This is a genomic window from Paenibacillus sp. FSL H8-0282 (assembly GCF_037963825.1).
Classification (GTDB): Bacteria; Bacillota; Bacilli; order Paenibacillales; family Paenibacillaceae; genus Paenibacillus_AQ; species Paenibacillus_AQ odorifer.
In genome coordinates, this window is record NZ_CP150146.1 from 6,167,500 (window position 1) to 6,193,705 (window position 26,206).

Annotated in this window: 30 protein-coding genes and 1 other annotated feature; all 30 genes read right to left on the reverse strand. The window is 44.7% G+C overall.

Annotation, left to right across the window (positions count from 1 at the left end):
- Positions 1-8: 8 nt before the first annotated feature.
- Entirely contained in the window at positions 9-275 is a 267-nt protein-coding gene (gene rpsQ, locus NST94_RS26875) for a 30S ribosomal protein S17 (protein ID WP_036680554.1), read from the reverse strand.
- A 43-nt stretch (positions 276-318) separates the two neighbouring features.
- The gene (gene rpmC / locus NST94_RS26880) at positions 319-516 is read right to left on the reverse strand and encodes a 50S ribosomal protein L29 (RefSeq protein WP_019908232.1); all 198 of its coding nucleotides are present in this window, start codon (positions 514-516) and stop codon (positions 319-321) included.
- Positions 506-940, reverse strand: a complete 435-nt coding sequence (rplP, locus tag NST94_RS26885) for a 50S ribosomal protein L16 (RefSeq protein ID WP_036680552.1) — start codon at positions 938-940, stop codon at positions 506-508. The genes rpmC and rplP overlap by 11 nt, the downstream gene beginning before the upstream one ends.
- Positions 941-942: 2 nt before the next feature.
- Entirely contained in the window at positions 943-1,608 is a 666-nt protein-coding gene (gene rpsC, locus NST94_RS26890) for a 30S ribosomal protein S3 (RefSeq protein WP_038573452.1), read from the reverse strand.
- A gap of 13 nt (positions 1,609-1,621) precedes the next feature.
- Positions 1,622-1,954: a 50S ribosomal protein L22 gene (gene rplV, locus NST94_RS26895; protein WP_036680546.1), complete on the reverse strand. Its 333-nt coding sequence runs from the start codon at positions 1,952-1,954 to the stop codon at positions 1,622-1,624.
- Between the two features lie 33 nt (positions 1,955-1,987).
- Positions 1,988-2,266: a 30S ribosomal protein S19 gene (gene rpsS, locus NST94_RS26900; RefSeq protein ID WP_036652940.1), complete on the reverse strand. Its 279-nt coding sequence runs from the start codon at positions 2,264-2,266 to the stop codon at positions 1,988-1,990.
- Positions 2,267-2,342: 76 nt separating this feature from the next.
- Positions 2,343-3,173, reverse strand: a complete 831-nt coding sequence (rplB, locus tag NST94_RS26905; protein WP_076303340.1) for a 50S ribosomal protein L2 — start codon at positions 3,171-3,173, stop codon at positions 2,343-2,345.
- 29 nt (positions 3,174-3,202) lie between these two features.
- Complete coding sequence (rplW, locus tag NST94_RS26910) at positions 3,203-3,496, reverse strand: 50S ribosomal protein L23 (RefSeq protein ID WP_036680537.1); 294 nt, start codon at positions 3,494-3,496, stop codon at positions 3,203-3,205.
- Positions 3,496-4,119: a 50S ribosomal protein L4 gene (gene rplD / locus NST94_RS26915; protein WP_036680536.1), complete on the reverse strand. Its 624-nt coding sequence runs from the start codon at positions 4,117-4,119 to the stop codon at positions 3,496-3,498. The genes rplW and rplD overlap by 1 nt, the downstream gene beginning before the upstream one ends.
- A 25-nt stretch (positions 4,120-4,144) precedes the next feature.
- Positions 4,145-4,768 (reverse strand): 50S ribosomal protein L3, encoded by a 624-nt coding sequence (gene rplC / locus NST94_RS26920; RefSeq protein WP_036680532.1) that lies wholly within the window; start codon positions 4,766-4,768, stop codon positions 4,145-4,147.
- 42 nt (positions 4,769-4,810) lie between these two features.
- Complete coding sequence (gene rpsJ / locus NST94_RS26925) at positions 4,811-5,119, reverse strand: 30S ribosomal protein S10 (protein ID WP_017692074.1); 309 nt, start codon at positions 5,117-5,119, stop codon at positions 4,811-4,813.
- A gap of 225 nt (positions 5,120-5,344) precedes the next feature.
- Positions 5,345-6,694, reverse strand: a complete 1,350-nt coding sequence (locus NST94_RS26930) for a globin-coupled sensor protein (RefSeq protein WP_076303341.1) — start codon at positions 6,692-6,694, stop codon at positions 5,345-5,347.
- Positions 6,695-6,953: 259 nt separating this feature from the next.
- Positions 6,954-8,144, reverse strand: coding sequence for an elongation factor Tu (gene tuf / locus NST94_RS26935; protein WP_036680523.1), 1,191 nt, complete (start codon positions 8,142-8,144; stop codon positions 6,954-6,956).
- A gap of 109 nt (positions 8,145-8,253) precedes the next feature.
- Complete coding sequence (gene fusA, locus NST94_RS26940; RefSeq protein ID WP_036680521.1) at positions 8,254-10,332, reverse strand: elongation factor G; 2,079 nt, start codon at positions 10,330-10,332, stop codon at positions 8,254-8,256.
- A 47-nt stretch (positions 10,333-10,379) separates the two neighbouring features.
- Positions 10,380-10,850 carry a 30S ribosomal protein S7 gene (rpsG, locus tag NST94_RS26945; protein WP_036680520.1) on the reverse strand — a complete coding sequence of 157 codons (471 nt, stop codon included), beginning with the start codon at positions 10,848-10,850 and terminating at the stop codon, positions 10,380-10,382.
- Positions 10,851-10,895: 45 nt separating this feature from the next.
- Positions 10,896-11,315, reverse strand: a complete 420-nt coding sequence (gene rpsL, locus NST94_RS26950; protein ID WP_036680518.1) for a 30S ribosomal protein S12 — start codon at positions 11,313-11,315, stop codon at positions 10,896-10,898.
- A 133-nt stretch (positions 11,316-11,448) separates the two neighbouring features.
- Entirely contained in the window at positions 11,449-11,700 is a 252-nt protein-coding gene (locus NST94_RS26955; RefSeq protein ID WP_038573459.1) for a ribosomal L7Ae/L30e/S12e/Gadd45 family protein, read from the reverse strand.
- Between the two features lie 180 nt (positions 11,701-11,880).
- Positions 11,881-15,492 (reverse strand): DNA-directed RNA polymerase subunit beta', encoded by a 3,612-nt coding sequence (gene rpoC / locus NST94_RS26960; RefSeq protein ID WP_076130019.1) that lies wholly within the window; start codon positions 15,490-15,492, stop codon positions 11,881-11,883.
- A 116-nt stretch (positions 15,493-15,608) separates the two neighbouring features.
- Positions 15,609-19,154 carry a DNA-directed RNA polymerase subunit beta gene (rpoB, locus tag NST94_RS26965; protein ID WP_038573461.1) on the reverse strand — a complete coding sequence of 1,182 codons (3,546 nt, stop codon included), beginning with the start codon at positions 19,152-19,154 and terminating at the stop codon, positions 15,609-15,611.
- Positions 19,155-19,576: 422 nt separating this feature from the next.
- Complete coding sequence (locus tag NST94_RS26970; protein WP_076186625.1) at positions 19,577-20,176, reverse strand: class I SAM-dependent methyltransferase; 600 nt, start codon at positions 20,174-20,176, stop codon at positions 19,577-19,579.
- Between the two features lie 111 nt (positions 20,177-20,287).
- Positions 20,288-20,647 carry a 50S ribosomal protein L7/L12 gene (gene rplL, locus NST94_RS26975; protein ID WP_036680508.1) on the reverse strand — a complete coding sequence of 120 codons (360 nt, stop codon included), beginning with the start codon at positions 20,645-20,647 and terminating at the stop codon, positions 20,288-20,290.
- 65 nt (positions 20,648-20,712) lie between these two features.
- Positions 20,713-21,216, reverse strand: a complete 504-nt coding sequence (gene rplJ, locus NST94_RS26980; RefSeq protein WP_076099619.1) for a 50S ribosomal protein L10 — start codon at positions 21,214-21,216, stop codon at positions 20,713-20,715.
- Positions 21,217-21,280: 64 nt separating this feature from the next.
- Positions 21,281-21,433, reverse strand: a sequence feature (ribosomal protein L10 leader region).
- A 67-nt stretch (positions 21,434-21,500) separates the two neighbouring features.
- Complete coding sequence (rplA, locus tag NST94_RS26985) at positions 21,501-22,193, reverse strand: 50S ribosomal protein L1 (RefSeq protein WP_036680504.1); 693 nt, start codon at positions 22,191-22,193, stop codon at positions 21,501-21,503.
- Between the two features lie 82 nt (positions 22,194-22,275).
- The gene (gene rplK / locus NST94_RS26990) at positions 22,276-22,701 is read right to left on the reverse strand and encodes a 50S ribosomal protein L11 (RefSeq protein ID WP_036680502.1); all 426 of its coding nucleotides are present in this window, start codon (positions 22,699-22,701) and stop codon (positions 22,276-22,278) included.
- A gap of 74 nt (positions 22,702-22,775) precedes the next feature.
- On the reverse strand, positions 22,776-23,309 hold the full coding sequence (gene nusG / locus NST94_RS26995; protein WP_036680499.1) for a transcription termination/antitermination protein NusG: 534 nt from the start codon (positions 23,307-23,309) through the stop codon (positions 22,776-22,778).
- A 21-nt stretch (positions 23,310-23,330) separates the two neighbouring features.
- On the reverse strand, positions 23,331-23,522 hold the full coding sequence (gene secE / locus NST94_RS27000; protein ID WP_036680497.1) for a preprotein translocase subunit SecE: 192 nt from the start codon (positions 23,520-23,522) through the stop codon (positions 23,331-23,333).
- 20 nt (positions 23,523-23,542) lie between these two features.
- A complete protein-coding gene (gene rpmG / locus NST94_RS27005) occupies positions 23,543-23,692 on the reverse strand; it encodes a 50S ribosomal protein L33 (protein ID WP_076099620.1) in 150 nt (49 codons plus the stop codon).
- A 391-nt stretch (positions 23,693-24,083) separates the two neighbouring features.
- Entirely contained in the window at positions 24,084-24,728 is a 645-nt protein-coding gene (gene sigH, locus NST94_RS27010; protein WP_036680496.1) for an RNA polymerase sporulation sigma factor SigH, read from the reverse strand.
- 158 nt (positions 24,729-24,886) lie between these two features.
- Positions 24,887-25,408, reverse strand: coding sequence for an NYN domain-containing protein (locus tag NST94_RS27015; protein WP_036680494.1), 522 nt, complete (start codon positions 25,406-25,408; stop codon positions 24,887-24,889).
- A 2-nt stretch (positions 25,409-25,410) separates the two neighbouring features.
- Positions 25,411-26,175 carry a 23S rRNA (guanosine(2251)-2'-O)-methyltransferase RlmB gene (gene rlmB, locus NST94_RS27020; RefSeq protein ID WP_076105935.1) on the reverse strand — a complete coding sequence of 255 codons (765 nt, stop codon included), beginning with the start codon at positions 26,173-26,175 and terminating at the stop codon, positions 25,411-25,413.
- Between the last annotated feature and the right edge of the window lie 31 nt (positions 26,176-26,206).

The following is a 26,206-nucleotide window of genomic DNA, read 5'->3' on the forward strand; positions in this document are numbered from 1 at the left end:
TGATTATCTTAGATGATAACCGCTGCTTCTACCACTTCAACTAGTCTCCAACGTTTGTCCTTAGACAACGGACGAGTTTCCATGAGTTTTACGGTATCGCCAATCTTTGCAACATTTCCCTCATCATGTGCTTTGAATTTCTTCGTAGACTTGATGCGTTTGTGGTACAAATTGTGTTTCTTATAGGTTTCAACAGCAACTACGATGGTTTTATCCATTTTATCACTGACCACTTTACCGATTAGCACTTTACGTGCATTACGTTCTTCACTCATTAGTTAGCCTCCTTCCTGAATACGGATCTGCGATCCGTCTCACTTAACTAATCCCAAGCACTCTTTGATGGATCACGGTTTTAGCACGAGCTATTTCCTTACGCACGTCACGAATCCGAGTTGGGTTGTCCAATTGGCCAGTTGCCAATTGAAAACGGAGATTAAAAAGTTCCTCTTTGAATCCAGCGATCTTTTGTTCAATCTCAGCAGTGGTTAAGTTGCGAAGTTCATTAGCTTTCATTTGCTTCACCACCCAATTCTTCACGTTTCACAAACTTAGTCTTTACAGGCAGCTTGTGAGCGGCAAGACGCATCGCTTCACGAGCGATTTCTTCCGACACGCCTCCGAGTTCGAACATAATCTTGCCCGGCTTAACTACGGCTACCCATTTCTCAACGTTACCTTTACCACTACCCATACGAACCTCGAGAGGCTTTTGAGTAATAGGTTTATCTGGGAAAATCTTGATCCAAACTTGACCGCCACGTTTGATATAACGTGTCATCGCGATACGAGCAGCTTCGATCTGACGGTTAGTGATCCAAGACGGTTCAAGTGCAACCAGGCCGAATTCGCCGAAGTTCAATTCAGTACCGCCTTTTGCCATACCCTTCATGTGTCCGCGTTGTTGCTTGCGGTGTTTTACGCGTTTTGGTACCAACATGATTAGTTGCCTCCTTCCTGAGCAGCTTGTTTCTTAGCTGGGGGAAGAACTTCTCCACGGTAGATCCATACTTTTACGCCGATAAGGCCGTAAGTTGTATGTGCTTCAGCCGTTCCGTAATCGATATCGGCACGAAGCGTATGAAGTGGAACTGTTCCTTCGCTATAACCTTCTGAACGAGCAATCTCAGCTCCGCCAAGACGTCCGCCCACTTGAGTTTTAATCCCTTTTGCGCCAGAACGCATAGTTCTTTGAATCGCTTGTTTGAGGGCACGACGGAACGATACACGACGTTCCAATTGTTGAGCAATGCTCTCAGCTACAAGAATTGCATCCAATTCAGGGTGCTTGATTTCATTGATGTTGATGTGTACTTTTTTGCCACCAGCGATTGCTGTAACTGCGCTGCGAAGTACTTCTACTTCTGCTCCACCTTTACCAATAACCATACCTGGTTTAGCTGTATGAATTGTAACGTTCACGCGGCTAGCCGCTCTTTCGATCTCGATATGGGAAACAGCGGAATCCTTCAATTTGCCTTTAAGGTATTCCCGGATTTTGACGTCTTCCATCAGAAGAGTACCGAAATCTTTTCCTGCATACCATTTAGATTCCCAATCGCGAATAATACCGATTCGGAGTCCGATTGGATTTACCTTTTGACCCACGTGTTATCCCTCCTTATTTCTCAGATACCACCAGTGTAATGTGGCTCGTGCGTTTATTGATCCGACTTGCGCGGCCCATGGCGCGCGGACGGAAACGTTTCATAGTAGGTCCTTGGTTAACGAAAACCTCGCTAACGAACAAACTGTTCACGTCCAAAGAATAGTTATGCTCAGCATTCGCAATTGCCGAATTAAGCAACTTTTCAACGACCGGAGAAGCGGATTTCGGAGTGTGGCGAAGAATAGCAATTGCTTCCCCCACTTGCTTACCACGAATCAAGTCAACAACCAGTTTCGCTTTACGAGCGGAAATTCGCACCGATCTTGCATGTGCTTTTGCTTCCATTGTTTAACCTCCTTTCAAACAGAGACCTTATTATTATCTTCTTGTTTTCTTATCGTCACCCGCGTGGCCTTTGTAAGTACGTGTTGGCGCGAACTCGCCCAACTTGTGACCTACCATATCTTCTGTTACGTATACAGGCACGTGTTTACGGCCGTCATATACACCAAACGTATGTCCGATAAACTGAGGGAAAATGGTTGAGCGACGGGACCAAGTTTTAACTACAACCTTTTTCTCAGCCTCGTTCAGTTCCTCAACTTTTTTAAGCAGGTAGCCATCGATAAACGGCCCCTTCTTTAAACTGCGACCCATGTGTGAATCCTCCCTTCATCCGGTTCTTCAAACCGCGAATCGACGCTTCGCGCTTTATTAACTTGCCAGAAGCGTCTTATTTAGTGCGGCGGCGAACGATATATTTATCAGATGCCTTGTTTTTCTTACGCGTTTTGTAACCAAGGGTTGGTTTGCCCCATGGAGACATTGGCGATTTACGTCCGATTGGAGCGCGACCTTCACCACCACCGTGTGGGTGATCGTTAGGGTTCATTACTACCCCGCGAACTTCAGGACGACGGCCGAGCCAGCGACTACGTCCAGCTTTACCAATTTTGATCAATTCGTGATCTTCGTTACCTACGGAACCGATAGTTGCACGGCATACGCTAAGGATCTTACGAACCTCACCGGATGACAAACGAACGGAACAGTATTTTTCTTCTTTACCAAGCAATTGAGCTTCTGTACCAGCTGCACGAACCAATTGTCCGCCTTTACCTGGTTTCAACTCAATGTTGTGGATAACTGTACCTACTGGAATGTTCTCCAGTGGAAGACTGTTACCAATTTTGATGTCGGCCGCAGGACCGGACTCTACTTTATCCCCAACTTTTAGACCTTTAGGAGCGATGATATAACGTTTCTCTCCATCAGCATAGTGGATCAAAGCAATATTAGATGTGCGGTTCGGGTCATACTCGATTGTAGCAACGCTACCTGGTATGCCGTCTTTAGTCCGCTTGAAGTCGATAATACGGTATTTACGTTTATGTCCGCCGCCATGGTGACGAACCGTAATTTTACCTTGGTTGTTGCGTCCCGCATGTTTGAACAGCGGAGAAAGCAACGATTTCTCTGGCTGGTTTGTTGTAATTTCTTCAAACGTAGACACGGACATAGCGCGTCTTGCCGGAGAGGTCGGTTTGTACTTTTTGATTGGCACTGTAGTTCCCTCCTTACTTCAACAGAGTATTATTCTACCGCTTCAAAAAATTCAAGCGGTTTGCTGTCCGGGCTAAGCTTAACGATGGCTTTTTTCCACTCTGGAGTGTAACCAGAATATTTACCATAACGTTTCAGTTTGCCAGGTACGCGCATTGTGTTCACATTAGTTACTTTTACTTTGAAAATAGCCTCGACAGCTTTTTTGATTTCGGTTTTGTTAGCACGGATATCCACTTCAAAAGCGTATTTCATTTCGCTCATGTAGTCGGAAGTACGTTCCGTAATCACCGGACGTTTGATAATATCACGAGGATCTTTCATTACGCGAACACCTCCTCTACCTTCAGAACTGCTTCTTTAGTGATGATCAGTTTGTCGTACGTCAGTACGTCAAGAACATTAATGCCGTCAGCCGCTACGAATTTCACCCCAGGGATGTTACGAGCGGAAAGTGCTACGTTATCATCATAGCTAGTAGCTACGATCAACGCTTTACGATCTACTTTCAGGTTGTTCAAGATTGCTGCGAATTCTTTCGTCTTCGGAGCATTCATTGTCAAGCTATCCAATACGATAATGTCATTCTCGAGTACTTTCGAGGACAAAGCGGATTTGATCGCCAAACGACGAACCTTCTTAGGCAGTTTCCAGGAATAGCTACGTGGTGTTGGTCCGAAGACAACGCCGCCGCCTTTCCATTGTGGAGAACGAATGGAGCCTTGACGAGCGCGACCTGTACCTTTTTGTTTCCAAGGTTTACGTCCACCGCCACGAACTTCAGAACGTCCTTTTACTTTGTGTGTACCACGACGTAGGGAAGCTCTTTGCATAAGCGCAGCTTCATGTAGAACGTGCTCATTCGGTTCAATACCGAATACTGTATCGCTCAGTTCCACTTCACCAACTTCGTTGCCACTAATATTAAAAAGTGTTACTTTTGGCATTTCATGTTCCTCCTTTCTTCAATAATTATTTCTTAACGGTTTGTTTAACTTTCACGAAGCTGTTTTTAGGACCTGGGATAGCGCCTTTAACCAGCAATACGTTACGTTCAACATCAACCTTGATAATTTCAAGCTTTTGAACCGTAATAGTCGTGTGACCCATATGTCCTGGAAGGCGTTTGCCCTTAGGAACACGGTTAGCTTGGATAGAACCCATGGAACCCGGTCTTCTGTGGTAACGCGATCCGTGTGCCATTGGTCCGCGGCTTTGTCCCCAACGTTTGATGTTACCTTGGAAACCTTTACCTTTAGATGTACCAGTTACGTCAACAAATTCGCCCTCAGCAAAGATATCAGCCTTCAGCTCTTGTCCAACCTCGAGAGACCCGAGATCAACACCGCGAATTTCACGAACGTAGCGCTTAGGTGTTGCATTTGCCTTTTTGGCGTGACCCTGTTCAGGCTTATTGGAGCGTTTTTCTTTTTTATCAGAAAAGCCCAATTGCACTGCTTCATATCCGTCGATATTCAGGTCTTTCTTTTGCAGTACTACACAAGGTCCTGCTTCGATAACAGTAACAGGAATTACGTTACCTTCTGGAGTAAACACTTGAGTCATACCGAGTTTTTTTCCTAAGATACCTTTCAATGTTGACACCTCTTTTCTTTTCCTAAGTTACTTAAAATAGAATTACAATTTGATTTCGATATCTACACCGGACGGTAGATCCAAGCGCATCAAGGCATCCACAGTTTGTGGTGTTGGGTTCACAATATCGATCAAACGTTTGTGAGTCCGTTGTTCAAACTGTTCACGGGAATCCTTGTACTTGTGTACCGCACGGAGAATAGTAATGATTTGCTTCTCAGTTGGTAACGGAATCGGCCCGGACACACCTGCACCCGAACGTTTTGCTGTTTCAACAATCTTCTCAGCGGATTGATCAAGAATTCTGTGGTCGTATGCTTTCAAGCGAATACGAATTTTTTGCTTTGCCATTTTAGTCCCTCCTTCTATCGCCCAATTTGGTATCGGACATACTCCGTGAAAATTTTCTGACCTCGTCCCCATGGCAAAGGGGCCGGGTGTGTCAGTAACCTCTCACATCATCGCAACGTCTCAGAACAACATTTATTATTATATATAATAGGCAGCAGTATTGCAAGCGAAAATAGAAAAACAACGCATATTTTTTTCATGCGCTGTTCTTCTACTATATATATGTTAAAGATTCTCTGTGGCAGACTTAAAAAACTCTGCGGAGGAAGCAGTCTGAGCCGTTGCTGTTCCGATCCCCTCAATGGTTTGGATTAAGGTTCTTATTTCTTCTTCCACTATTACAATCTCCTGTGTACTGCTACGCATAGCGTCTACAATATCAGAGAACAAAAGACTAGTCTCGACCGATTGGTGCTTCCCATTCTTAGTTAACTCCTGCACCTTACGAATCTCTTCTACAACCTGCTGAGTGAGTAGACCTGATTTATTTGTTAGCTCTACGATCTGAATTACAGTACTCTTAGTATCCTCTGCAAGTCGGCTAACTTCTTGAGCAACCACACTAAAACCTCTACCATGCTCACCGGCTCTAGCGGCTTCAATCGTTGCATTAAGTGAGAGGATTTTAGTCTGATCGGCAATTTCCCTTACTGAGTTCACAATTTTTTGAATTTGCTTAGAGGAATCGCTTAACTCAATGATCGAGTCTTCCATCTCACTGGTGGTCTGATATATAAGATTAATTTGCTCAGTCAAATCACCCAAGTGTTCATGCCCATCTGTAGCTAATCCCTGTGACTCCAGAGCGGATGCAGCCGTACGTTGGAATGTTCTACTTACTTCATTGCTGCTTGCCACTAGCTGCTTCACAGCAGCATTAGTATCGATGCTATAATCTACCAATTCAACGCTAAACTCTGAAATTTTTTGTTTTAATTCATTTTTCACCAATAGATATTGCTCTTCCTTCTCTTTTATGTTCTCCTTCTCATATTCTTCTAGAACCAGCTGCTGCTCAAGGTTAAGGAGTTTGGTCACGGTCTGAACCACTCGAAGGCGTGTATTATCATCGTTTGTTTCATTATATATAACGCGTATAAATACGTTCTGAAGATTCTGAAAAGCAGATAAGTACCATTTGGGCTCAAGCCCTACTTTTTTATGAATATTAGCGATCATTAGACGCTTTGCTATGTACTCATCATCAACCTTTCCATTAAAAATCTCTAGAATATGCCCACGAAGAGTAGTTTTTAACCTGTCTATACTGCTATGCTCTAAAATAATAGCTTCAAGTTTATTTACGCCTAATACCGAATTGTAAAATTGATCAATGATATAGTCTATATTCTGCTCAACAACAGGTTTCACCCTGCGTAGTAAGTTCAAATCTGCTTCAGTTAGATCAATCATTCTCATCTGCTCGTTAAGCTCACCATGTCCCTCCAGCTTATGAAAAGACCCTGCCACAGAATGATTCTGATCCTTGAAGTCTAAGGAATGAGAGGCAGGAGAATCTACATTATTATTACGTGCAGTTAACGCATGCATGAAGGAAAAAGGACATTTCCCCATATTACCACTCTCCCACAATTCCTATTATTTTACATTATTATTCCTCCTTCATTTTACTCTATCATTAGTATAATTGTAAACAATTGATTGTTGTAATTTGACGAATTATGTAGAAAAAGATCATATTGTTATGCTTTATTATCAATTGGTGTCGAATAATACATTATTCTCAGAAAAAACAAAAAAGCCCCTGATTCTCCGCAAGAAGAATCAGGGGTGTTTGTAATTCGGAATCTACCCGCAGATAGAAGTCAAATTATTATTTTTGGATAGAAGCTACGCTACCAGCACCAACTGTACGGCCACCTTCACGAATGGAGAATTTAGTACCTTCTTCAATAGCGATTGGGGAGATCAGTTGTACGGTTACGGAGATGTTATCACCAGGCATAACCATTTCAGTACCTTCTGGCAAGTTGATGATACCAGTTACGTCAGTTGTACGGAAGTAGAACTGTGGACGGTATCCAGTGAAGAAAGGCTTGTGACGGCCACCTTCTTCTTTTGTCAGAACGTAAATTTGAGCAGTGAACTCAGTGTGTGGTTTAACGGAGTTCGGCTTAGCCAATACTTGGCCACGCTCGATCATGTTACGGTCAACACCACGAAGCAATGCTCCGATGTTGTCCCCAGCTTGAGCGGAATCCAGCAATTTACGGAACATTTCTACGCCCGTAACTACGGATTTCTTAGTATCTTCGTGAATACCAACGATTTCGATTTCTTCTCCGACTTTAACTGTTCCGCGTTCTACGCGACCAGTTGCCACAGTACCGCGGCCAGTGATGGAGAATACGTCTTCGACAGGCATCAAGAAAGGCTTGTCAGTTTGACGCTCAGGAAGTGGAATGTACTCATCGATTGTTTCAAACATTTCGATGATTTTTTTAGCGTAATCGCCATCTGGGTTTTGCAGAGCTTCACGAGCAGAACCACGGATGATTGGAGTATCGTCGCCTGGGAAGTCATACTCGCTAAGCAAGTCGCGAACTTCCATTTCAACCAATTCCAACAACTCTTCGTCTTCAACCATGTCGCATTTGTTCAAGAAGACAACGATGTAAGGAACGCCTACTTGACGGGACAACAGGATGTGCTCGCGAGTTTGTGGCATTGGGCCATCAGCTGCGGATACAACCAGGATAGCTCCGTCCATTTGCGCTGCGCCAGTGATCATGTTTTTAACATAGTCGGCGTGACCAGGGCAGTCTACGTGAGCGTAGTGACGGTTAGGAGTTTCATATTCAACGTGGGAAGTGGAGATTGTGATACCACGTTCGCGCTCTTCAGGAGCTTTGTCGATTTGATCGAATGCGATAGCTGCGCCACCGTAAGTTTTGGACAATACAGTAGTGATTGCAGCAGTCAGAGTCGTTTTACCATGGTCGACGTGACCAATAGTACCGATGTTAACGTGCGGTTTGTTACGTTCAAACTTTGCCTTTGCCATTTGAACAGTTCCTCCTTAATGTGGGGTTCCTTATATTTGAGCCGCCCGCATACGTGTAATCTTAGATGACTGAGTGTTTATACCCGGGACGGCAAGTTAAAACTGGTAATTATTCAGCGCCTTTGTTCTTTGCAGCGATCTCTTCCGCAATGGATTTAGGAACTTCTTCATAGTGAGAAAGCTCCATTGAGAATACGCCACGTCCTTGTGTACCAGAACGAAGTGTTGTAGAGTATCCGAACATTTCGGAAAGAGGCACCTTAGCACGGATAATTTGCGCTCCACCACGGGAATCCATACCTTCGATACGACCACGGCGGGAGTTCAGCATACCCATTACATCACCCATATATTCCTCAGGAACAGTTACTTCTACTTTCATGATTGGCTCAAGCAGGACAGGCTTACACTTGTCTTTAGCTGCTTTGAGTGCCATCGAACCGGCAATTTTAAATGCCATTTCGTTGGAATCGACATCATGATAAGAACCATCTACGATGGTAGCTTTAACGTCTACTAGCGGGAAGCCAGCAAGTACGCCGTTTTTCATTTGTTCTTCAATACCCGCAAGTGCAGGAGCGATGTACTCTCTAGGAACCGAGCCACCAACAACTTTACTTTCGAATTTGCTACCAGTACCTGGTTCGAGGGGTTCAAACTCAACCCATACGTGACCGTATTGACCACGACCACCAGATTGGCGTACAAATTTACCTTCGACGCGAGCAGGTGCCTTGAACGTTTCGCGGTAAGCAACCTGTGGTTTACCCACATTGGTTTCTACTTTGAACTCACGACGCATACGGTCGATGATGATGTCCAAGTGAAGTTCACCCATACCAGCCAGGATTGTTTGGCCTGTTTCTTCATCAGTGTGAGCACGAAGAGTTGGATCCTCTTCAGTCAACTTTCCGAGAGCAACGCCCATTTTATCTTGGTCAGCTTTAGTTTTTGGTTCAACAGCGATCTCGATAACTGGATCAGGGAAGTTCATTGATTCCAGAATTACTGGATTCTTCTCATCACACAGTGTATCACCTGTACTGGTATCTTTCAAACCAACAGCAGCTGCGATGTCGCCAGAATACACGATGGAAATTTCCTGACGGCTGTTCGCATGCATTTGAAGGATACGACCAATACGTTCACGCTTGTTCTTAGTTGCATTAACTACGTATGATCCGGACTCAAGTACGCCTGAGTAAACACGGAAGAACGTAAGTTTACCAACATAAGGGTCTGTCATGATTTTAAATGCCAAAGCTGCAAACGGCTCTTCATCCGAAGAGTGACGAACAGCTTCTGTACCGTCATCAAGATGTCCAGTAATAGCTGGAACGTCAAGAGGAGATGGCAAGTAATCAACAACAGCATCCAGCATAAGCTGAATCCCTTTGTTTCGGTAGGAAGATCCAGCAATTACAGGGAACAATTTAACTTCAACTACGCCTTTGCGAATTGCAGCTTTAATTTCCGGAATTGTAATTTCTTCGCCTTCCAAATACTTCATAGTCAGATCCTCATCAAGTTCAGCAACTTTCTCGATCAACTCGAGACGCAGCTCCTCAACTTTGGCCAAATATTCTTCCGGAATATCCGTTACTTCGATGTTTTGGCCCAGATCATCTCTGAACATGTGTGCTTTTTGCTCAACTAGGTCGATAATACCAGTGAAATCACTTTCTGCACCAATTGGCAATTGAATAGCAACTGCATTGGCTTGAAGGCGATCACGCATAGTTTCGATTACGTTAAGGAAATCCGCACCGATAATGTCCATTTTGTTTACATATGCAATCCGGGGAACGTTATAACGGTCAGCCTGTCTCCATACGGTTTCAGACTGAGGCTCAACGCCCTCTTTTGCACTAAATACACCAACTGCCCCATCCAATACACGCAGGGAACGTTCAACTTCAACAGTGAAGTCAACGTGTCCTGGGGTATCAATGATATTGATGCGGTGACCTTTCCACGCAGCAGTCGTAGCAGCGGACGTAATCGTGATTCCGCGCTCTTGTTCTTGCTCCATCCAGTCCATTGTAGCAGCACCCTCGTGAACTTCACCGATTTTGTGCGTACGGCCTGTATAGAAAAGAATCCGCTCTGTGGTAGTTGTTTTACCAGCATCAATATGCGCCATGATCCCGATGTTACGTGTATTTTTTAAGGAGAACTCTCTAGCCATGAAATGGATCTCCCTTCAAAATATAAGTTATTTGAATGACCTTTATCCTACCAACGGTAGTGAGCGAACGCTTTGTTTGCTTCAGCCATTTTGTGTGTATCTTCACGTTTCTTAACAGAAGCGCCTGTGTTGTTGGAAGCGTCGATGATCTCAGCCGCCAAACGCTCTTCCATAGTCTTCTCACCGCGGTTGCGAGAGTAGTTTACGAGCCAACGTAATCCCAGAGCAGTACGTCTCTCTGGTTTAACCTCGATAGGTACTTGATAGTTAGCACCACCGACACGACGAGCTTTGACTTCCAAAACCGGCATGATATTCTTGATGGCAGCTTCGAAAACTTCCATCGGATCTTTACCCGTACGTTCTTCAATCAATTTGAATGAATTGTACAGAATGCTTTGAGCGACACCTCTTTTACCACCCAGCATAATGCGGTTAATCAAACGAGTAACCAACTTGCTATTATACAACGGATCTGGCAATACGTCTCTCTTTGTAACTGGACCTTTGCGTGGCATGGATATCCCCCTTTCTTAAATGTTTATTATTCAGATATTGTTATCTTACTTCTTAGCTTTAGGACGTTTTGCACCGTATTTAGAACGAGCTTGCATCCGGTTAGCTACACCTGCTGTATCCAAAGCACCACGAACGATATGGTAACGAACCCCTGCAAGGTCCTTTACTTTACCTCCGCGAAGTAATACAACACTGTGCTCTTGTAAGTTATGTCCGATACCCGGGATATAAGCTGTTACCTCGAGACGGTTCGTCAAACGAACACGGGCATATTTACGAAGCGCTGAGTTTGGTTTACGTGGAGTCATTGTGCCTACACGAGTGCACACACCGCGTTTTTGCGGAGCGCTCAAATTTGTAGCCTCACGCTTGAGGGCGTTATACCCTTTTTGAAGAGCGGGAGATTTAGATTTTTCGATTTTGGCTTGACGGCCTTTACGAACCAATTGGTTAATTGTTGGCATGTTGTTGCCACCCCCTTCCTGAAATGATAGTCGATTTAAGAACTCTAAGCCCACAGACCCAGGCGGTTCATAAAAAGACAAATGAAAAGTTCTTGCCCCTGGTGTTCACCCCAGTACAAAAACATTTCTGTAGCTATTGTTTTAAGACGGCTGCCATCGCAGCGCCAACTTCTATTCCGCAGGCCTTGCCCAAATTCAGCATCGTATCCACATATGTGATCTTAACACCTTGTTTGTTACAAAGCAAAACTATCCTGGAAGTAAGCCTTTGATCTCCGTCCTCTGCCACATAGACTTCTGCGGCTAGGCCCAACTCTACCGCCTTGACGGTTTGTTTGGTACCGATCTTGACCTGAGCATCCTGTAGTCCTCTATCATCAGTCATTCTCTTTACCTCCAATGAACAAGGATAACATGGCTACTCACGCACCTTAGACATTTTAGCATTATCAATAGGTGGTGTCAAGAAATTCAGCAACAATTTTTATAGAAATTATACACAGCAGAACACTCATGCCACACCTATGAGTAGGTATGACATGAGCACACTACCATGATTGCTAATTTATTCAGCAGGAACCGTCTCTAAAGATTCAAGTTCGCTTTCTGCATTCGGATCACTTAGCTTAACGTTACGGTAACGGTTCATCCCAGTACCTGCAGGAATCAACTTACCGATAATAACATTTTCTTTAAGTCCAAGCAACTTATCTACTTTACCTTTGATAGCAGCGTCTGTTAGGACACGAGTAGTTTCTTGGAATGATGCAGCTGACAAGAAGGAATCAGTTTCGAGAGACGCCTTGGTAATACCGAGCAAGACTGGTTTAGCAACAGCAGGCTCTTTACCAGACAAGATAGCTTCCTTGTTAGCACCTTCGTACTCATGAATATCCGCAAATGCACCTGGCAACAGACTTGTGTCACCTGCGTCAATGATACGGATCTTCCGAAGCATTTGCTTGATCATAACTTCAATGTGCTTATCATTGATCTCAACGCCTTGGTTACGGTATACACGCTGTACTTCTTGCAGAATGTAGTTTTGTACCCCACGGATCCCTTTGATACGCAGCATTTCTTTAGGGTCAATCGAACCGTCTGTCAGCTCATCGCCGGCTTCGATTTCTTGGCCTTCGCTAACACGTAGACGTGAACCATAAGTAATGGAATAAGTCTTGGATTCTGCTTCACCTTGAACCTCGATTTCGCGACGGTCTTTGGTTTCACGGATTTCCTTGATTACGCCATCAATCTCACTGATTGTAGCTTGACCTTTAGGGTTACGAGCTTCAAACAACTCCTGAATACGCGGCAAACCTTGAGTGATGTCATCACCGGCAACACCGCCGGTATGGAACGTACGCATTGTAAGCTGGGTTCCTGGTTCACCGATAGATTGTGCGGCAATAATACCAACTGCTTCACCAATCTCAACGTGTTTACCAGTTGCCAAGTTACGTCCGTAACATTTCTTACAAACACCATGACGGGCACGGCAGCTCAGTACAGAACGAATTTGCAGCTTAGTTACACCTGCGTTTACAATTGCCTCCGCTTTATCGGAGTCAATCAAATCATTGCGGTGAACAATGATTTCGCCTGTTTCTGGGTGACGAACAGTTTCGAAGCAGTAACGACCTTCAATACGGTCATACAGATCTTCGATAACTTCTTTACCATCCTGAATACGACTAACTGTGAAGCCTTTATCGGTTCCACAATCTTCTTCACGGACAATAACGTCCTGGGCAACGTCAACAAGACGACGAGTCAGATACCCTGAGTCAGCGGTACGAAGTGCGGTATCGGCAAGACCTTTACGCGCTCCGTGAGTGGAGATAAAGTACTCCAAGACGGTAAGACCTTCACGGAAGTTCGCCTTGATTGGCAATTCGAAAATCCGACCTGAAGGTGTTGCCATCAGACCACGCATACCACCCAGCTGAGTGATCTGCGATTTGTTACCACGCGCTTTAGAGTCAACCATGAGCATGATAGAGTTGAAACGGTCCATCGACTTAAGCAGGATGTTCGTAAGATCATCCTTAGTCTTCGACCAGATCTCAATAACACGGTCATACCGTTCGTCATTGGTGATCAAACCACGGCGATATTGGTTAGCAACCACATCAACCTTAGCTTCAGACTCTTTCAGGATGGTAACTTTCTCCTCAGGGACAATAACGTCCGACACGGCAACTGTAACACCAGAACGTGTGGAGTAAGTGAATCCGAGTTGTTTAATTTTATCCAAAATCATAGAAGTTTTGGTTGTGTGATAAGTTTCAAAACAACGAGCAATAATCAGACCCAGATATTCTTTACCTACAGCACTGGCTTCTGGAGCGGATTCAATCAGCTCGCGAATGTTCGCGCCTTTTTCGTAGATAAAGTATTTCTCTGGTGTGCCGTGCAGCAAGTTAGTTTTGGTTGCTTCGTTGATATAAGGGAAACTACTTGGGTAGATTTCATTAAAAATGATCTTACCGACCGTAGTAATCAACATTGCATTTTGTTGTTCTTCCGTAAAGCATGTTTTGCCAAGTGCTTTAGCCGGAATAGCAACACGAGCATGAAGTCCTGCAGTTCCGCGTTGGTAAGCTGATACAGCTTCGTTAACGGTACGCAGAATCATACCACTACCCTTTTCTTCCTTGTTATCCATGGTCAAGTAGAAAGTACCAAGGACCATATCCTGGGAAGGTGTTACAACTGGCTTACCGTCTTTAGGGTTCAAGATATTACCAGATGCAAGCATAAGAATGCGTGCTTCCGCTTGAGCTTCTGCAGACAGAGGAACGTGCACCGCCATTTGGTCACCGTCAAAGTCGGCATTGTACGCCGTACATACGAGTGGGTGAAGACGAATAGCGTGACCTTCCACCAAGATCGGTTCAAATGCTTGAATACCGAGACGGTGAAGTGTTGGTGCGCGGTTTAGAAGTACTGGGTGTTCTCTAATTACTTCTTCGAGTACATCCCAAACTTCAGGACTTACGCGTTCAACTTTACGTTTCGCGCTCTTTATGTTGTGGGCAAGACCCTTATTGACCAATTCTTTCATAACAAAAGGCTTGAACAATTCTAACGCCATTTTCTTAGGAAGTCCGCACTGATACATCTTAAGGTACGGTCCTACTACGATAACGGAACGTCCAGAGTAGTCAACCCGTTTACCGAGCAAGTTCTGGCGGAAACGTCCTTGTTTACCTTTCAGCATATGGCTGAGCGATTTAAGCGGACGGTTACCAGGACCGGTTACCGGACGTCCCCGACGGCCGTTATCGATGAGAGCATCGACAGCTTCCTGGAGCATCCGTTTTTCGTTCTGCACGATAATGTCAGGAGCACCGAGATCAAGCAGTCTTTTCAGACGGTTGTTCCGGTTAATAACACGGCGATAGAGATCATTCAAATCAGACGTAGCAAAACGGCCACCATCCAACTGAACCATCGGACGAAGCTCCGGAGGAATAACCGGAAGAACATCCATGATCATCCAATCAGGCTTGTTGCCGGAGTTACGGAATGCTTCAATGACTTCCAGACGTTTGATCGCCCGGTTACGGCGTTGGCCTTGGGCCGTACGCAGTTCTTCTTTGAGGAATTCCAGCTCTTTATCAATGTCGATATCTTGAAGAAGCTTTTTAACAGCTTCAGCACCCATGCCGGCTTGGAAACCGTAACCGTATTTTTCACGGTAGCTACGATATTCTTTCTCGGACAGAAGTTGTTTCTTTTCCAGTGGAGTTTCACCTGGATCCGTTACAACATAAGATGCGAAATAGATAATTTCTTCAAGTGATCTTGGAGACATATCTAGTGCAAGCCCCATGCGGCTTGGGATACCTTTGAAATACCAGATATGAGATACCGGAGCAGCCAATTCAATGTGACCCATACGTTCACGACGAACTTTAGCACGGGTAACCTCAACGCCACAACGGTCGCAGACTACGCCCTTATAACGGACACGTTTGTATTTACCGCAATGACATTCCCAGTCTTTTTGTGGTCCAAAGATACGCTCACAGAAAAGACCCTCTTTTTCCGGTTTCAACGTACGATAGTTAATGGTTTCCGGTTTCTTAACTTCTCCGCGGGACCATGAACGAATCTTCTCCGGAGAAGCGAGTCCGATTTTCATAAATTCAAAATTGTTAACGTCCAACAAGGAGCAACCCTCCTTAACCTAATCCTGATTTAGTACCGCTTTGCCCTCTTCTGACTGTTACATCAAAAGAGGGCGTGCGGTCCTTTATAAAATGGAACTTTTAAGCTCCAGCTTGATTATTCTACTCCGACTTCTGAACCTTCTAAATTGAGGCTTAGTTTGTCGCCTGACGTCTCGTCCTCATCGTCCAATTCTCTCATTTCAATTTCCTGCTCGTCACCGCTAAGAATCTTAACATCCATACCCAGGGACTGCAGTTCTTTGATCAATACCTTGAACGACTCAGGAACACCTGGTTCCGGTACATTTTCACCTTTGACAATGGATTCGTACGTCTTCACGCGACCAACCACGTCATCGGATTTCACGGTCAAAATTTCTTGCAATGTATATGCAGCACCGTAAGCTTCAAGCGCCCACACTTCCATCTCCCCGAAACGCTGTCCACCAAATTGAGCTTTACCACCCAATGGTTGCTGCGTAACTAGTGAGTAAGGTCCTGTTGAACGGGCGTGAATCTTATCATCAACCATGTGCGCCAGTTTGATCATGTGCATGACACCAACAGTAACTTCACGTTCGAAGCGTTCACCTGTACGACCATCATACAGCACGGTTTTACCATTACGCTGCATACCTGCTTCTTCCATCGTATCAAACACGTCGTACTCACGCGCTCCGTCGAATACCGGCGTTGCAATGTGAATTCCCAGACGCAATGCGGCCATACCAATATGGACCTCAAGCACCTGTCCGATGTTCATACGAGAAGGAACGCCCAGAGGGTTAAGAACAACCTGTACTGGCGTACCGTCCGGAAGGAACGGCATATCTTCTTCTGGCAGGATACGGGCAACGACACCCTTGTTACCGTGACGTCCGGCCATCTTGTCTCCCTCAGAGATCTTACGTTTCTGAGCGATGTAGACACGAACCAATTGATTTACACCAGGAGGCAGCTCATCGCCGTTCTCACGTGTAAAGACTTTAACGTCCACGATAATACCATCACTACCATGAGGAACGCGTAAAGAGGTATCCCGTACTTCACGAGCTTTCTCACCAAAGATAGCGTGCAGGAGACGTTCTTCTGCTGTCAGTTCAGTTACACCCTTAGGAGTAACCTTACCCACCAGAATGTCACCAGCACTGATTTCCGCACCGATGCGGATAATTCCGCGCTCATCAAGATTGCGCAGAGCTTCTTCGCCGACGTTCGGAATATCGCGCGTAATTTCTTCAGGTCCCAATTTAGTGTCGCGAGCTTCAGATTCGTATTCTTCGATATGAATCGAAGTATATACATCTTCCTTAACCAGCTTTTCACTTAACAGGATCGCATCCTCGTAGTTGTAACCTTCCCAAGTCATGAACGCAACGACTACGTTACGGCCAAGAGCAAGTTCGCCCATTTCTGTGGAAGGACCGTCTGCCAGGATATCACCCTTCTTAACAATGTCCCCTCTTTTAGCTAGAGGACGTTGGTTAATACAGGTACCTTGGTTAGAACGCATAAATTTGTGTAATTTATATTTAACGATATCGCCTTTAACTTCCTTGCCTTCGACAGTCTCAACGCGACGCAGCCAAATTTCGTTAGCTGAAGAACGTTCGATAATACCGTCATACTTGGAAACGATACATACGCCAGAATCCTTAGCGGATTTATGTTCCATTCCTGTTCCGACCAGCGGAGCTTTTGGAATTAGAAGCGGAACAGCTTGACGTTGCATGTTAGATCCCATCAGTGCGCGGTTGGAGTCATCGTTCTCAAGGAACGGAATGAGCGCCGTAGCGACAGATACAACCTGTTTAGGCGAAACGTCCATGTAATCGACACGATTACTTGGCATCGTTGTAATGTTGTCTGAGTCTTTGTTGTAACGAACGATTACCATGTCTTCTTTAAAGGTGCCATCTTCTTCGATCAACACGTTAGCCTGAGCAACTACATAATTATCTTCCTCATCAGCAGTCAGATAGTCAATTTGCTCAGTCACCTTACCAGTCTTCGGATCCACCCAACGATACGGAGCTTCAATAAAGCCGTATTCATTGATGCGGGCAAAGGTAGACAAGGAGTTGATCAACCCGATGTTTGGACCTTCCGGCGTTTCAATTGGACACATCCGACCGTAGTGACTGTGATGGACGTCACGAACTTCAAAGCCCGCGCGTTCACGTGTCAAACCACCAGGTCCGAGGGCGGACAGACGACGTTTATGCGTAAGTTCCGCAAGCGGGTTCGTCTGATCCATAAATTGAGACAGCTGGGAGCTACCGAAGAACTCTTTAATAGACGCGATGACCGGACGAATATTGATCAGAGCCTGAGGCGTAATCGCATTAGCATCCTGAATCGACATTCTTTCACGTACAACACGTTCCATCCGGGACAAACCGATACGGAACTGATTCTGCAAGAGTTCACCTACAGAACGCAGACGACGGTTACCCAAGTGGTCAATATCATCGGTATTGCCAATTCCGTGAAGCAAATTAATAAAGTAGCTGATTGAGGATATAATATCAGCTTGAGTAATATGCTTAACAGATTTGTCGATATTGCCGTTAGCGATCAGCTTAATAACCCGGCCTTCTTCAATTGGCGAGAATACGTCAATTGTTTGAAGAGGAATATCTTCGCTGTCCATAACTCCACCAGTAACACGGTAGTTTTTAAAGGCAACATTCTTTTCGAAATATGGAATCAATTCATCAAGCAGTCTACGATCGACCATTTGGCCGGATTCTGCCAGGATTTCTCCAGTAGAGTCGTCAACCAAAGGCTGAGCAAGACGTTGATTGAAAAGACGGTTCTTAATGTGTAGCTTTTTATTGATTTTGTAACGGCCTACATTAGCTAGGTCGTAGCGTTTTGGATCAAAGAAACGCGCAACCAGCAAACTTTTGGCATTGTCTAGTGTCGGCGGTTCGCCCGGACGCAAACGCTCATAAATTTCAATAAGCGCCTTCTCCGTGGAGTCCGTGTTGTCTTTATCCAGCGTATTGCGAATATATTCATCATTGCCAAGCAATTCCAGAATTTCGGCATCACTACCGAAACCGAGAGCACGCAAAAGTACGGTAACAGGAATTTTACGAGTCCGATCGATACGAACATACATAATGTCCTTAGCATCGGTTTCAAGTTCCAACCAGGCTCCGCGGTTCGGGATTACTGTGGCGGTGTAGGTTTTTTTGCCGTTCTTATCCACTTTTGTGCTGAAATAGACGCTTGGAGAGCGAACCAACTGGCTGACAATAACCCGTTCCGCACCATTAATAATAAAAGTGCCGGTCTCCGTCATCAGCGGGAAATCTCCCATGAACACTTCCTGCTCTTTAACCTCACCGGTCTCTTTATTAATGAGCCGCACCTTTACACGCAGAGGAGCCGCATACGTTACGTCCCGCTCTTTAGCGTCGTCAACCGTATATTTCGGTTCACCCAGGCTGTAATCAATGAACTCTAGTACCAAATTACCTGTGAAATCCTGGATCGGCGAGATGTCCTGAAACATTTCCCGCAATCCTTCCTCCAAAAACCAATCATAAGATTTTTGTTGGATCTCGATCAGGTTCGGGACCTCGAGTACCTCGTTAATTCTCGCATAGCTCCGCCGAGTGCGTCGACCATACTGAACAAGATGTCCTGCCAACTTTACTCACCCCTCATGTCTACTCACTTAAAAATTGATTGCGAACCCTTGTTTGGAACCGTATAATGGAACCATACTACAAGGATTCAGTCATAAATAAAAGAAAAGCCCTTATCGAAATCTTCGAAAAAAGAGCGCATTTATCCATGACCAAAATACTCCTTATCAAGTAGATTTGCCCAAAACGTACATATTATACGTCACCAAGCAATAGTTTATGCGCTATTATCTATTACCACGCAGCATTTGCTACGTTAGAGCATAGACAACCAACTCGCAAAAACTTGCCGTGCGGCATGCGCTAGCCGGGCGACAATATATTGCTTGACATTTCAGCAAACTAAAGACATGGAGCCTATCTTAATACTGACATTTTATAATAATACCATTATCACTATCACATGTCAATAACCTATTGTATTTTATTTTTGCGCTTTAATAATACGATAGCCTTTGTCTTTCCCCACTTCTTCCACCATTGAGAACAAGCTTTCTAGTTTTGCCACTGCGGATGGAGCGCCCTGCTTCTTCTGAATCACAATCCACAGATAGCCACCCTCATTTAAATGTTCATACGCATCTTCAAAAATCTTATGCACTACAGCTTTTCCTGCACGAATCGGAGGATTAGTTAGAATCACATCGAACTTCTGCTGCTCATTCAATGCGCCGAGCACATCGCTTTCCATTATCGTAACATTCCGGATTCCATTGTGCTGAGCATTCTCACGCGCCAGTTCTACCGCACGACTGTTAATATCAATCATGGTTACATGTCCTTTGGGAGCTAGGTATGCTGCACTTAATCCAATCGGCCCATAACCACAACCTACATCAAGCACCGCTGAACCGTCCGGAATTATCATAGCTTCAATAAGAACTCGGCTACCGTAATCGATGTCCCCTTTAGAGAATACACCGGCATCGCTCGTAAAACGAAAGCTTTTGCCTCTTAGTACGGTATCAATGCTACGTCTGTCATGACGTACTTCCGGCTGCTGCGAATAATAATGTTGCGACATCTCTTTCCTCCCTTTCCTATTATGTTAGCAGTTGGTATATACGCCCTACTAACTCTATTTATAAAACAAACCCCTTGAACAAGTTCAAGGGGTTTTCAGTAATAGAAGGAATTACTTCACTTCTACAGCTGCGCCTGCTTCTTCCAATTTTGCTTTAGTAGCTTCGGCTTCGTCTTTGCTTACTTTTTCTTTGATTGCTTTTGGTGCGTTGTCTACAAGATCTTTAGCTTCTTTCAAGCCAAGACCAGTGATTTCGCGAACGATTTTGATAACGTTGATTTTGGAAGCGCCAGCGCCTGTCAAAATTACGTCAAATTCGGATTGCTCTTCAGCTACTGCTGCTACTGCACCGCCAGCTGCTACTGGAGCTGCTGCAGTTACGCCGAATTCTTCTTCAATTGCTTTAACCAGGTCGTTCAGTTCCAATACGCTCATGCCTTTAATTGCTTCCAAGATTGCTTCTTTACTCATGATTGAACCTCCATTTTATATTTAAATTTATTTGTGGTATTGATTATGCTGCAAGAGTCAAAGGCTTACGCGCTTTGTTCTTCTTTTTCAGCAACAGCTTTAACTGCAAGCGCGAAGTTGCGCATTGGAGCTTGAAGTACGCTAAGCAGCATGGACAGCAAACCATCGCGGGATGGAAGCTCAGCCAGTGCTTTCAGTTGTTCCGCGTCAATGACACGACCTTCAACTACGCCGCCTTTCAATTTCAAAGCGTCGTTTTTCTTGGCGAAATCGTTCAAAATTTTAGCTGGTGCTACTGCATCAGTTGTGCTGAATGCGATAGCTGTTGGACCAGTCAAAACTTCATCCAATTCACTCAACTCAGCCGCAGCAGTTGCGCGACGCAGCAATGTGTTCTTCAGGACTTGAAACTCAACGCCAGCTTCACGAAGTTGCTTACGCAGTTCAGTCACTTGGGAAACGTTCAATCCACGGTAGTCAGCTACAACAGTCGAAAGACTGTTTTGCAGTTTTGCAGTAACGACGTCAACCGCGTCTTGTTTTGCTTGAATTACTTTTGCATTTGCCAATGTATACACCTCCTGAAAATTTATGTGTCGGCGTTCTTTCCAAGGAAAGCTTCACCGCTCCTACGCAGGCAGTAGAAAAGCCTCCGCAGAATCACGAAGGCTTGATAAAACGAAAGTTATACGAGCGAGCTCGTTACTTCTTGTTTCTATCACAACACCTCGGTAGGAAATTAAGCACTAAGGCACCTACTGTCTACGGTAAGCATATTCAAGGTTAAGATTGATACCTTAAGTTTCACAACTGTTATAGATTATCAAAATTGACTCAAAGAGTCAACCCTTAATTATCTGAAGACGGTTGTGTTCACACGAGCGCTAGGTCCCATTGTGGAAGAAATCGAGATGCCTTTAAGGTATACACCTTTAGCAGCAGCTGGTTTCGCACGGTTCAAAGCGTCGATAAGAGCTTTAAGGTTATCGTTCAATTGTGCAGCATCAAAGGACACTTTGCCGATTGGCGCGTGAATTTGACCTGCTTTGTCGAGACGGTATTCGATTTTACCGGCTTTGATTTCTTGCACAGCCTTGGAAACATCGAATGTAACTGTGCCAGCTTTAGGGTTAGGCATAAGACCTTTACCACCAAGCAGACGACCCAGTTTACCGACTTCACTCATCATATCAGGTGTAGCTACGCAGACATCAAATTCAAACCAGCCTTGTTGAATTTTGTTGATCATGTCTTGATCACCAACAAAATCAGCGCCAGCAGCTTCAGCCTCTTTCGCTTTTTCACCTTTTGCAAATACAAGCACGCGTTGTGTTTTACCAGTGCCGTGAGGCAGGACAACAACACCACGAACTGCTTGGTCTTGTTTACGTGGGTCTACACCCAGACGAACTGCTGCTTCAACGGTTTCGTCGAACTTAGCAGTCGCTGCCTTTTTCACAAGCTCTACAGCTTCTGAAGGCTCGTAAGTTGCTTCGCTGTTGATCAGCTTAGCAGCTTCTTGGTATTTCTTACCATGTTTAGCCATGAAAATGTTCCTCCTTTGTGGTGTTAGCGGAAATTCCTCCCACATACTTGCGGGTCACGAATGACCGATTCTTCGAAAACTACTAGTCTTCGATTGTGATACCCATACTGCGGGCAGTACCTTCAACCATACGCATTGCAGCTTCAACAGTTGCAGCGTTAAGGTCAGGCATTTTTGTTTCAGCAATTTCACGTACCGCAGCGCGGCCGATTTTTGCTACTTTTTTCTTGTTTGGTTCGCCGGATCCTTTTTCTACTTTAGCAGCGATGCGAAGCAGAACAGCAGCCGGAGGAGTTTTAGTGATGAAAGTAAAGGAACGGTCTTCAAATACTGTAATTTCAACCGGAATGATCAAGCCAGCCTGGTCGGCAGTACGAGCATTAAATTCCTTACAGAATGCCATGATGTTGACACCTGCTTGACCTAACGCCGGACCTACTGGAGGCGCTGGATTCGCTTTCCCTGCAGGAATCTGCAGTTTCACCATTTTAATAACTTTTTTAGCCATGAGTGACACCTCCTTGCAAAAATAGTGGTCTTCGAACGCCAATAGCGCTCTCCCACAAGAAACCCTAGCTTATGTTATATTTTCTCCACTTGAGTGAAATCCAACTCTAGCGGGGTTTCCCGTCCAAACATGTTAACATGCACTTTGATCTTGCTCTTGTCAGCCAAAATTTCTTCCACGGAGCCCACAAAATTCGCAAACGGACCAACCATAATACGTACGGATTCCTTGATTTCGAAATCAATCTTCGCTTTAGGTTCAACCATGCCCATATGCTTCAGAATTTGTTCTACCTCTTCCGGAAGCAAAGCTGTTGGTTTAGACCCTGAGCCTGTCGAACCAACAAATCCAGTAACGCCCGGAGTATTGCGGACAACATACCAGGAATCATCAGTCTGAACCATTTCCACCAAAACATATCCGGGGTAAACTTTACGCATAACGGTTTTTTTCTTACCGTCTTTGTTTACGATTTCTTCTTCCATAGGAACAAGAACGCGGAATATTTTGTCTTCCATGCCCATGGACTCAACGCGCTTTTCCAAATTGGCTTTGACCTTATTCTCATACCCAGAATAGGTATGAACGACATACCATCTTTTTTCCATATCAAGCCACCTGGGACCTCTCTAAATAATCGCTTCAATCACAGCGGAAATACCGATGTCCAGAACCCAGAAGTAAATAGCGACAACTACAATCGTACCGAGAACGATCAATGTATAGTTGGTCAATTCTTTACGACTTGGCCAGCGAACCTTTTTGAGTTCACTCCAGCTCTCAGTGAAAAAGGAAAACATAGACTTGAAACTACGTTTCATGCCGACTACACCTCCACAGACTATCTGGTTTCGCGATGAGGAGTTTGCGAGTTACAATACTTGCAAAATTTCTTCATCTCCATGCGGTCGGGGTGATTTCGCTTGTTTTTGGTAGTCGCATAGTTTCTTTGTTTGCAACTTGTACAAGCCAAAGTGATAATTACCCGCATGATGTGCACCTCCCGAGACGTCCTTCTAATTCACATTAGAAGACGCAAATATTGATCCTAAAAAAAAGCCGCGAATTTAGGCCTACCTAAAACACTTTAGCATAATGTCAAGGTCTGTGTCAACGAAAGAATTCCGTTCTGCACTGGGTAATTCCGGGTTTAGTAGTCATATGGCCGTACCCTGTCTTTGGGTCTATCTCTTCCTCACACTTCGCTGTCTTCCTTACCATTATGGGGTATTCCGTCTGTGTATAAACCTACCTTCAACGGCAACGACTAAAATCGGCTCAAATAGTAATTTATGGTGCAAGCACCTAATTCTATCCGAGTGATTTCAAAAAGACTAAAAAAAAGAACTCGATGTCCGAGCCCTCTCTTGTTCATTATATCATCAATTGTCACGTACTTCTAGATATCTTTCTAATTTCCTTTTTACTCGTTGTAGAGCGTTATCAATAGACTTTACATGCCGTTTAAGATCTTCAGCAATCTCTTGATAGGATCTTCCGTCTAAATACAACATCAGAACCTTGCGCTCCAAATCACTTAGAATCTCCGCCATCTTATCTTCAAGACCAATGAATTCTTCTTGATTAATAATTAGCTCTTCTGGATCTAGAACCTGTGTTCCACAAATGACATCCATAAGTGTTCTATCAGAATCTTCGTCATAAATGGGCTTGTCCAAGGAAACATAAGAGTTCAGCGGAATATGTTTCTGACGAGTGGCCGTCTTAATAGCCGTTATAATCTGTCGTGTAATGCAGAGCTCAGCAAAAGCCTTGAATGAAGAGAGCTTGTCACCTTTAAAGTCACGAATAGCCTTGTATAGACCAATCATTCCTTCTTGTACAATATCTTCACGGTCTGCCCCGATCAAGAAATAAGAGCGGGCTTTAGCACGTACAAAGTTACGGTATTTATTAATCAAGTGTTCTAATGCGCCACTGTCGCCACCACGGAAAGCCTCGACAATATCTTCATCACTTATGAAATCATACTCAGACAGCATTATTTCCTTGAGGTCGACACTCACCAAGAATCCCCCCGGCTGCAACGCAAGACACATCGTTACTTCGCGAAATATAGGATCAGTATATATTATGTTACCTTCCACCGTCAACCGGAGTTTGTCCAAAATCAATCTAGAATAGCATAAATTGGAATAAAATATTTCCTGATTCTTCCTCGATCTCACTGTCTGCGCCATTTTTCCAACTTACTGCGCACATCGGGAGGCAGTTTGTCTTCCAAAGAATGACGAGTAGAACTGACACCGCCAGGTTCAATAGCTTTTTTTACTTGTTTCTGATTCTCTTCAATTTCCAGATGCAATTCCCTTGCCGAAATTCGCAATGCACCTTGTGCAAAAATAATATGCTGCTCTATAAAATCACTCGTAGCCACATAGATCTGCCGGCGCCGATTGCTATATTCCCCAACCAGTCGCTCAATGCATTCATCTGCGGTTTCTTTTTCCTTGGTGAAGTACACCTGGACCTTACCCTGGACAAAAGACCTTCCCAACCCCGGAACACGGTATGCATCAAAAACAGCAATAACTCTTCGTCCAGAGAAAGCCTGGTAATCTGCCAGCAAATCCATCAAGCGGTCGCGTGCTTCCTGCATACCAATCTGGGACAGTGCCACAAGTTCCGGCCAGCCACCGATCATGTTATATCCATCCACAAGCAGCACATCGCGCCAGTCGGCCATAGCTATCCCTGCTGTTGCCGGCGGCGTATCACTTCATACATAATGACTCCTGCGGCGACAGAGGCATTTAATGAATTGATCTTTCCGGCCATCGGCAGCTTAAGAAGTACATCACATTTTTCACGAATCAGGCGTCCCATTCCTTTATTCTCATTGCCAATTACAACAGCTACCGGACCCGTGAAAATATCGGATTGGTATAGATTCTGATCGGTATCCACGTCTGTTCCTACTACCCAGACTCCCTGCTCTTTTAGACGGTCAATGGTCTGACCCAGGTTTGTAACCCGGGCAACCGGAACATACTCCACAGCACCCGCGGATGTTTTGGACACGGTCGCAGTTATCTGAGCCGAACGGCGTTTAGGTACGATTACCCCATGTACTCCAGTACAATCCGCCGTCCGTAGAATCGAGCCCAGGTTATGAGGATCTTCAATTTCATCAAGCAATATAAGGAATGCCGGTTCTCCTTTGGCTTCTGCTATAGCTAACAGATCATCCACTTCAACATAGGCAAATGGTGCTGCTTGTGCAACCACCCCTTGATGCTGCACGCCTGGTGCCAGTTGATCCAGCTTACGCTTGTCCACATGCTGAATGACAATTCCCGCTTTCCGGGCTTCGGCAACGATGGGTGCTGTCAGATGCTTCTGGGCTGTCTCTGCAATCCAAATTTTATTTAATGTACGACCAGCACGAAGCGCTTCAAGCACAGAATGCTTCCCTGCCAATATTTCCTCTTCAGTCTTCAATTCTTCTTCCATGTTCACTTCTCCTATTTTCTATTTCGCCAAA

What these genes read in the sequence shown, in the direction of transcription:
- rpsQ (WP_036680554.1), bottom strand. Translation starts at nt 275, where the DNA reads ATGAGTGAAGAACGTAATGCACGTAAAGTGCTAATCGGTAAAGTGGTC.
- rpmC (WP_019908232.1), bottom strand. Translation starts at nt 516, where the DNA reads ATGAAAGCTAATGAACTTCGCAACTTAACCACTGCTGAGATTGAACAA.
- rplP (WP_036680552.1), bottom strand. Translation starts at nt 940, where the DNA reads ATGTTGGTACCAAAACGCGTAAAACACCGCAAGCAACAACGCGGACAC.
- rplV (WP_036680546.1), bottom strand. Translation starts at nt 1,954, where the DNA reads ATGGAAGCAAAAGCACATGCAAGATCGGTGCGAATTTCCGCTCGTAAA.
- rpsS (WP_036652940.1), bottom strand. Translation starts at nt 2,266, where the DNA reads ATGGGTCGCAGTTTAAAGAAGGGGCCGTTTATCGATGGCTACCTGCTT.
- rplW (WP_036680537.1), bottom strand. Translation starts at nt 3,496, where the DNA reads ATGAAAGATCCTCGTGATATTATCAAACGTCCGGTGATTACGGAACGT.
- rplD (WP_036680536.1), bottom strand. Translation starts at nt 4,119, where the DNA reads ATGCCAAAAGTAACACTTTTTAATATTAGTGGCAACGAAGTTGGTGAA.
- rpsJ (WP_017692074.1), bottom strand. Translation starts at nt 5,119, where the DNA reads ATGGCAAAGCAAAAAATTCGTATTCGCTTGAAAGCATACGACCACAGA.
- NST94_RS26930 (WP_076303341.1), bottom strand. Translation starts at nt 6,694, where the DNA reads ATGGGGAAATGTCCTTTTTCCTTCATGCATGCGTTAACTGCACGTAAT.
- tuf (WP_036680523.1), bottom strand. Translation starts at nt 8,144, where the DNA reads ATGGCAAAGGCAAAGTTTGAACGTAACAAACCGCACGTTAACATCGGT.
- fusA (WP_036680521.1), bottom strand. Translation starts at nt 10,332, where the DNA reads ATGGCTAGAGAGTTCTCCTTAAAAAATACACGTAACATCGGGATCATG.
- rpsG (WP_036680520.1), bottom strand. Translation starts at nt 10,850, where the DNA reads ATGCCACGCAAAGGTCCAGTTACAAAGAGAGACGTATTGCCAGATCCG.
- rpsL (WP_036680518.1), bottom strand. Translation starts at nt 11,315, where the DNA reads ATGCCAACAATTAACCAATTGGTTCGTAAAGGCCGTCAAGCCAAAATC.
- NST94_RS26955 (WP_038573459.1), bottom strand. Translation starts at nt 11,700, where the DNA reads ATGACTGATGATAGAGGACTACAGGATGCTCAGGTCAAGATCGGTACC.
- NST94_RS26970 (WP_076186625.1), bottom strand. Translation starts at nt 20,176, where the DNA reads ATGTCGCAACATTATTATTCGCAGCAGCCGGAAGTACGTCATGACAGA.
- rplL (WP_036680508.1), bottom strand. Translation starts at nt 20,647, where the DNA reads ATGAGTAAAGAAGCAATCTTGGAAGCAATTAAAGGCATGAGCGTATTG.
- rplA (WP_036680504.1), bottom strand. Translation starts at nt 22,193, where the DNA reads ATGGCTAAACATGGTAAGAAATACCAAGAAGCTGCTAAGCTGATCAAC.
- rplK (WP_036680502.1), bottom strand. Translation starts at nt 22,701, where the DNA reads ATGGCTAAAAAAGTTATTAAAATGGTGAAACTGCAGATTCCTGCAGGG.
- nusG (WP_036680499.1), bottom strand. Translation starts at nt 23,309, where the DNA reads ATGGAAAAAAGATGGTATGTCGTTCATACCTATTCTGGGTATGAGAAT.
- secE (WP_036680497.1), bottom strand. Translation starts at nt 23,522, where the DNA reads ATGAAACGTAGTTTCAAGTCTATGTTTTCCTTTTTCACTGAGAGCTGG.
- rpmG (WP_076099620.1), bottom strand. Translation starts at nt 23,692, where the DNA reads ATGCGGGTAATTATCACTTTGGCTTGTACAAGTTGCAAACAAAGAAAC.
- NST94_RS27015 (WP_036680494.1), bottom strand. Translation starts at nt 25,408, where the DNA reads ATGGCCGACTGGCGCGATGTGCTGCTTGTGGATGGATATAACATGATC.
- rlmB (WP_076105935.1), bottom strand. Translation starts at nt 26,175, where the DNA reads ATGGAAGAAGAATTGAAGACTGAAGAGGAAATATTGGCAGGGAAGCAT.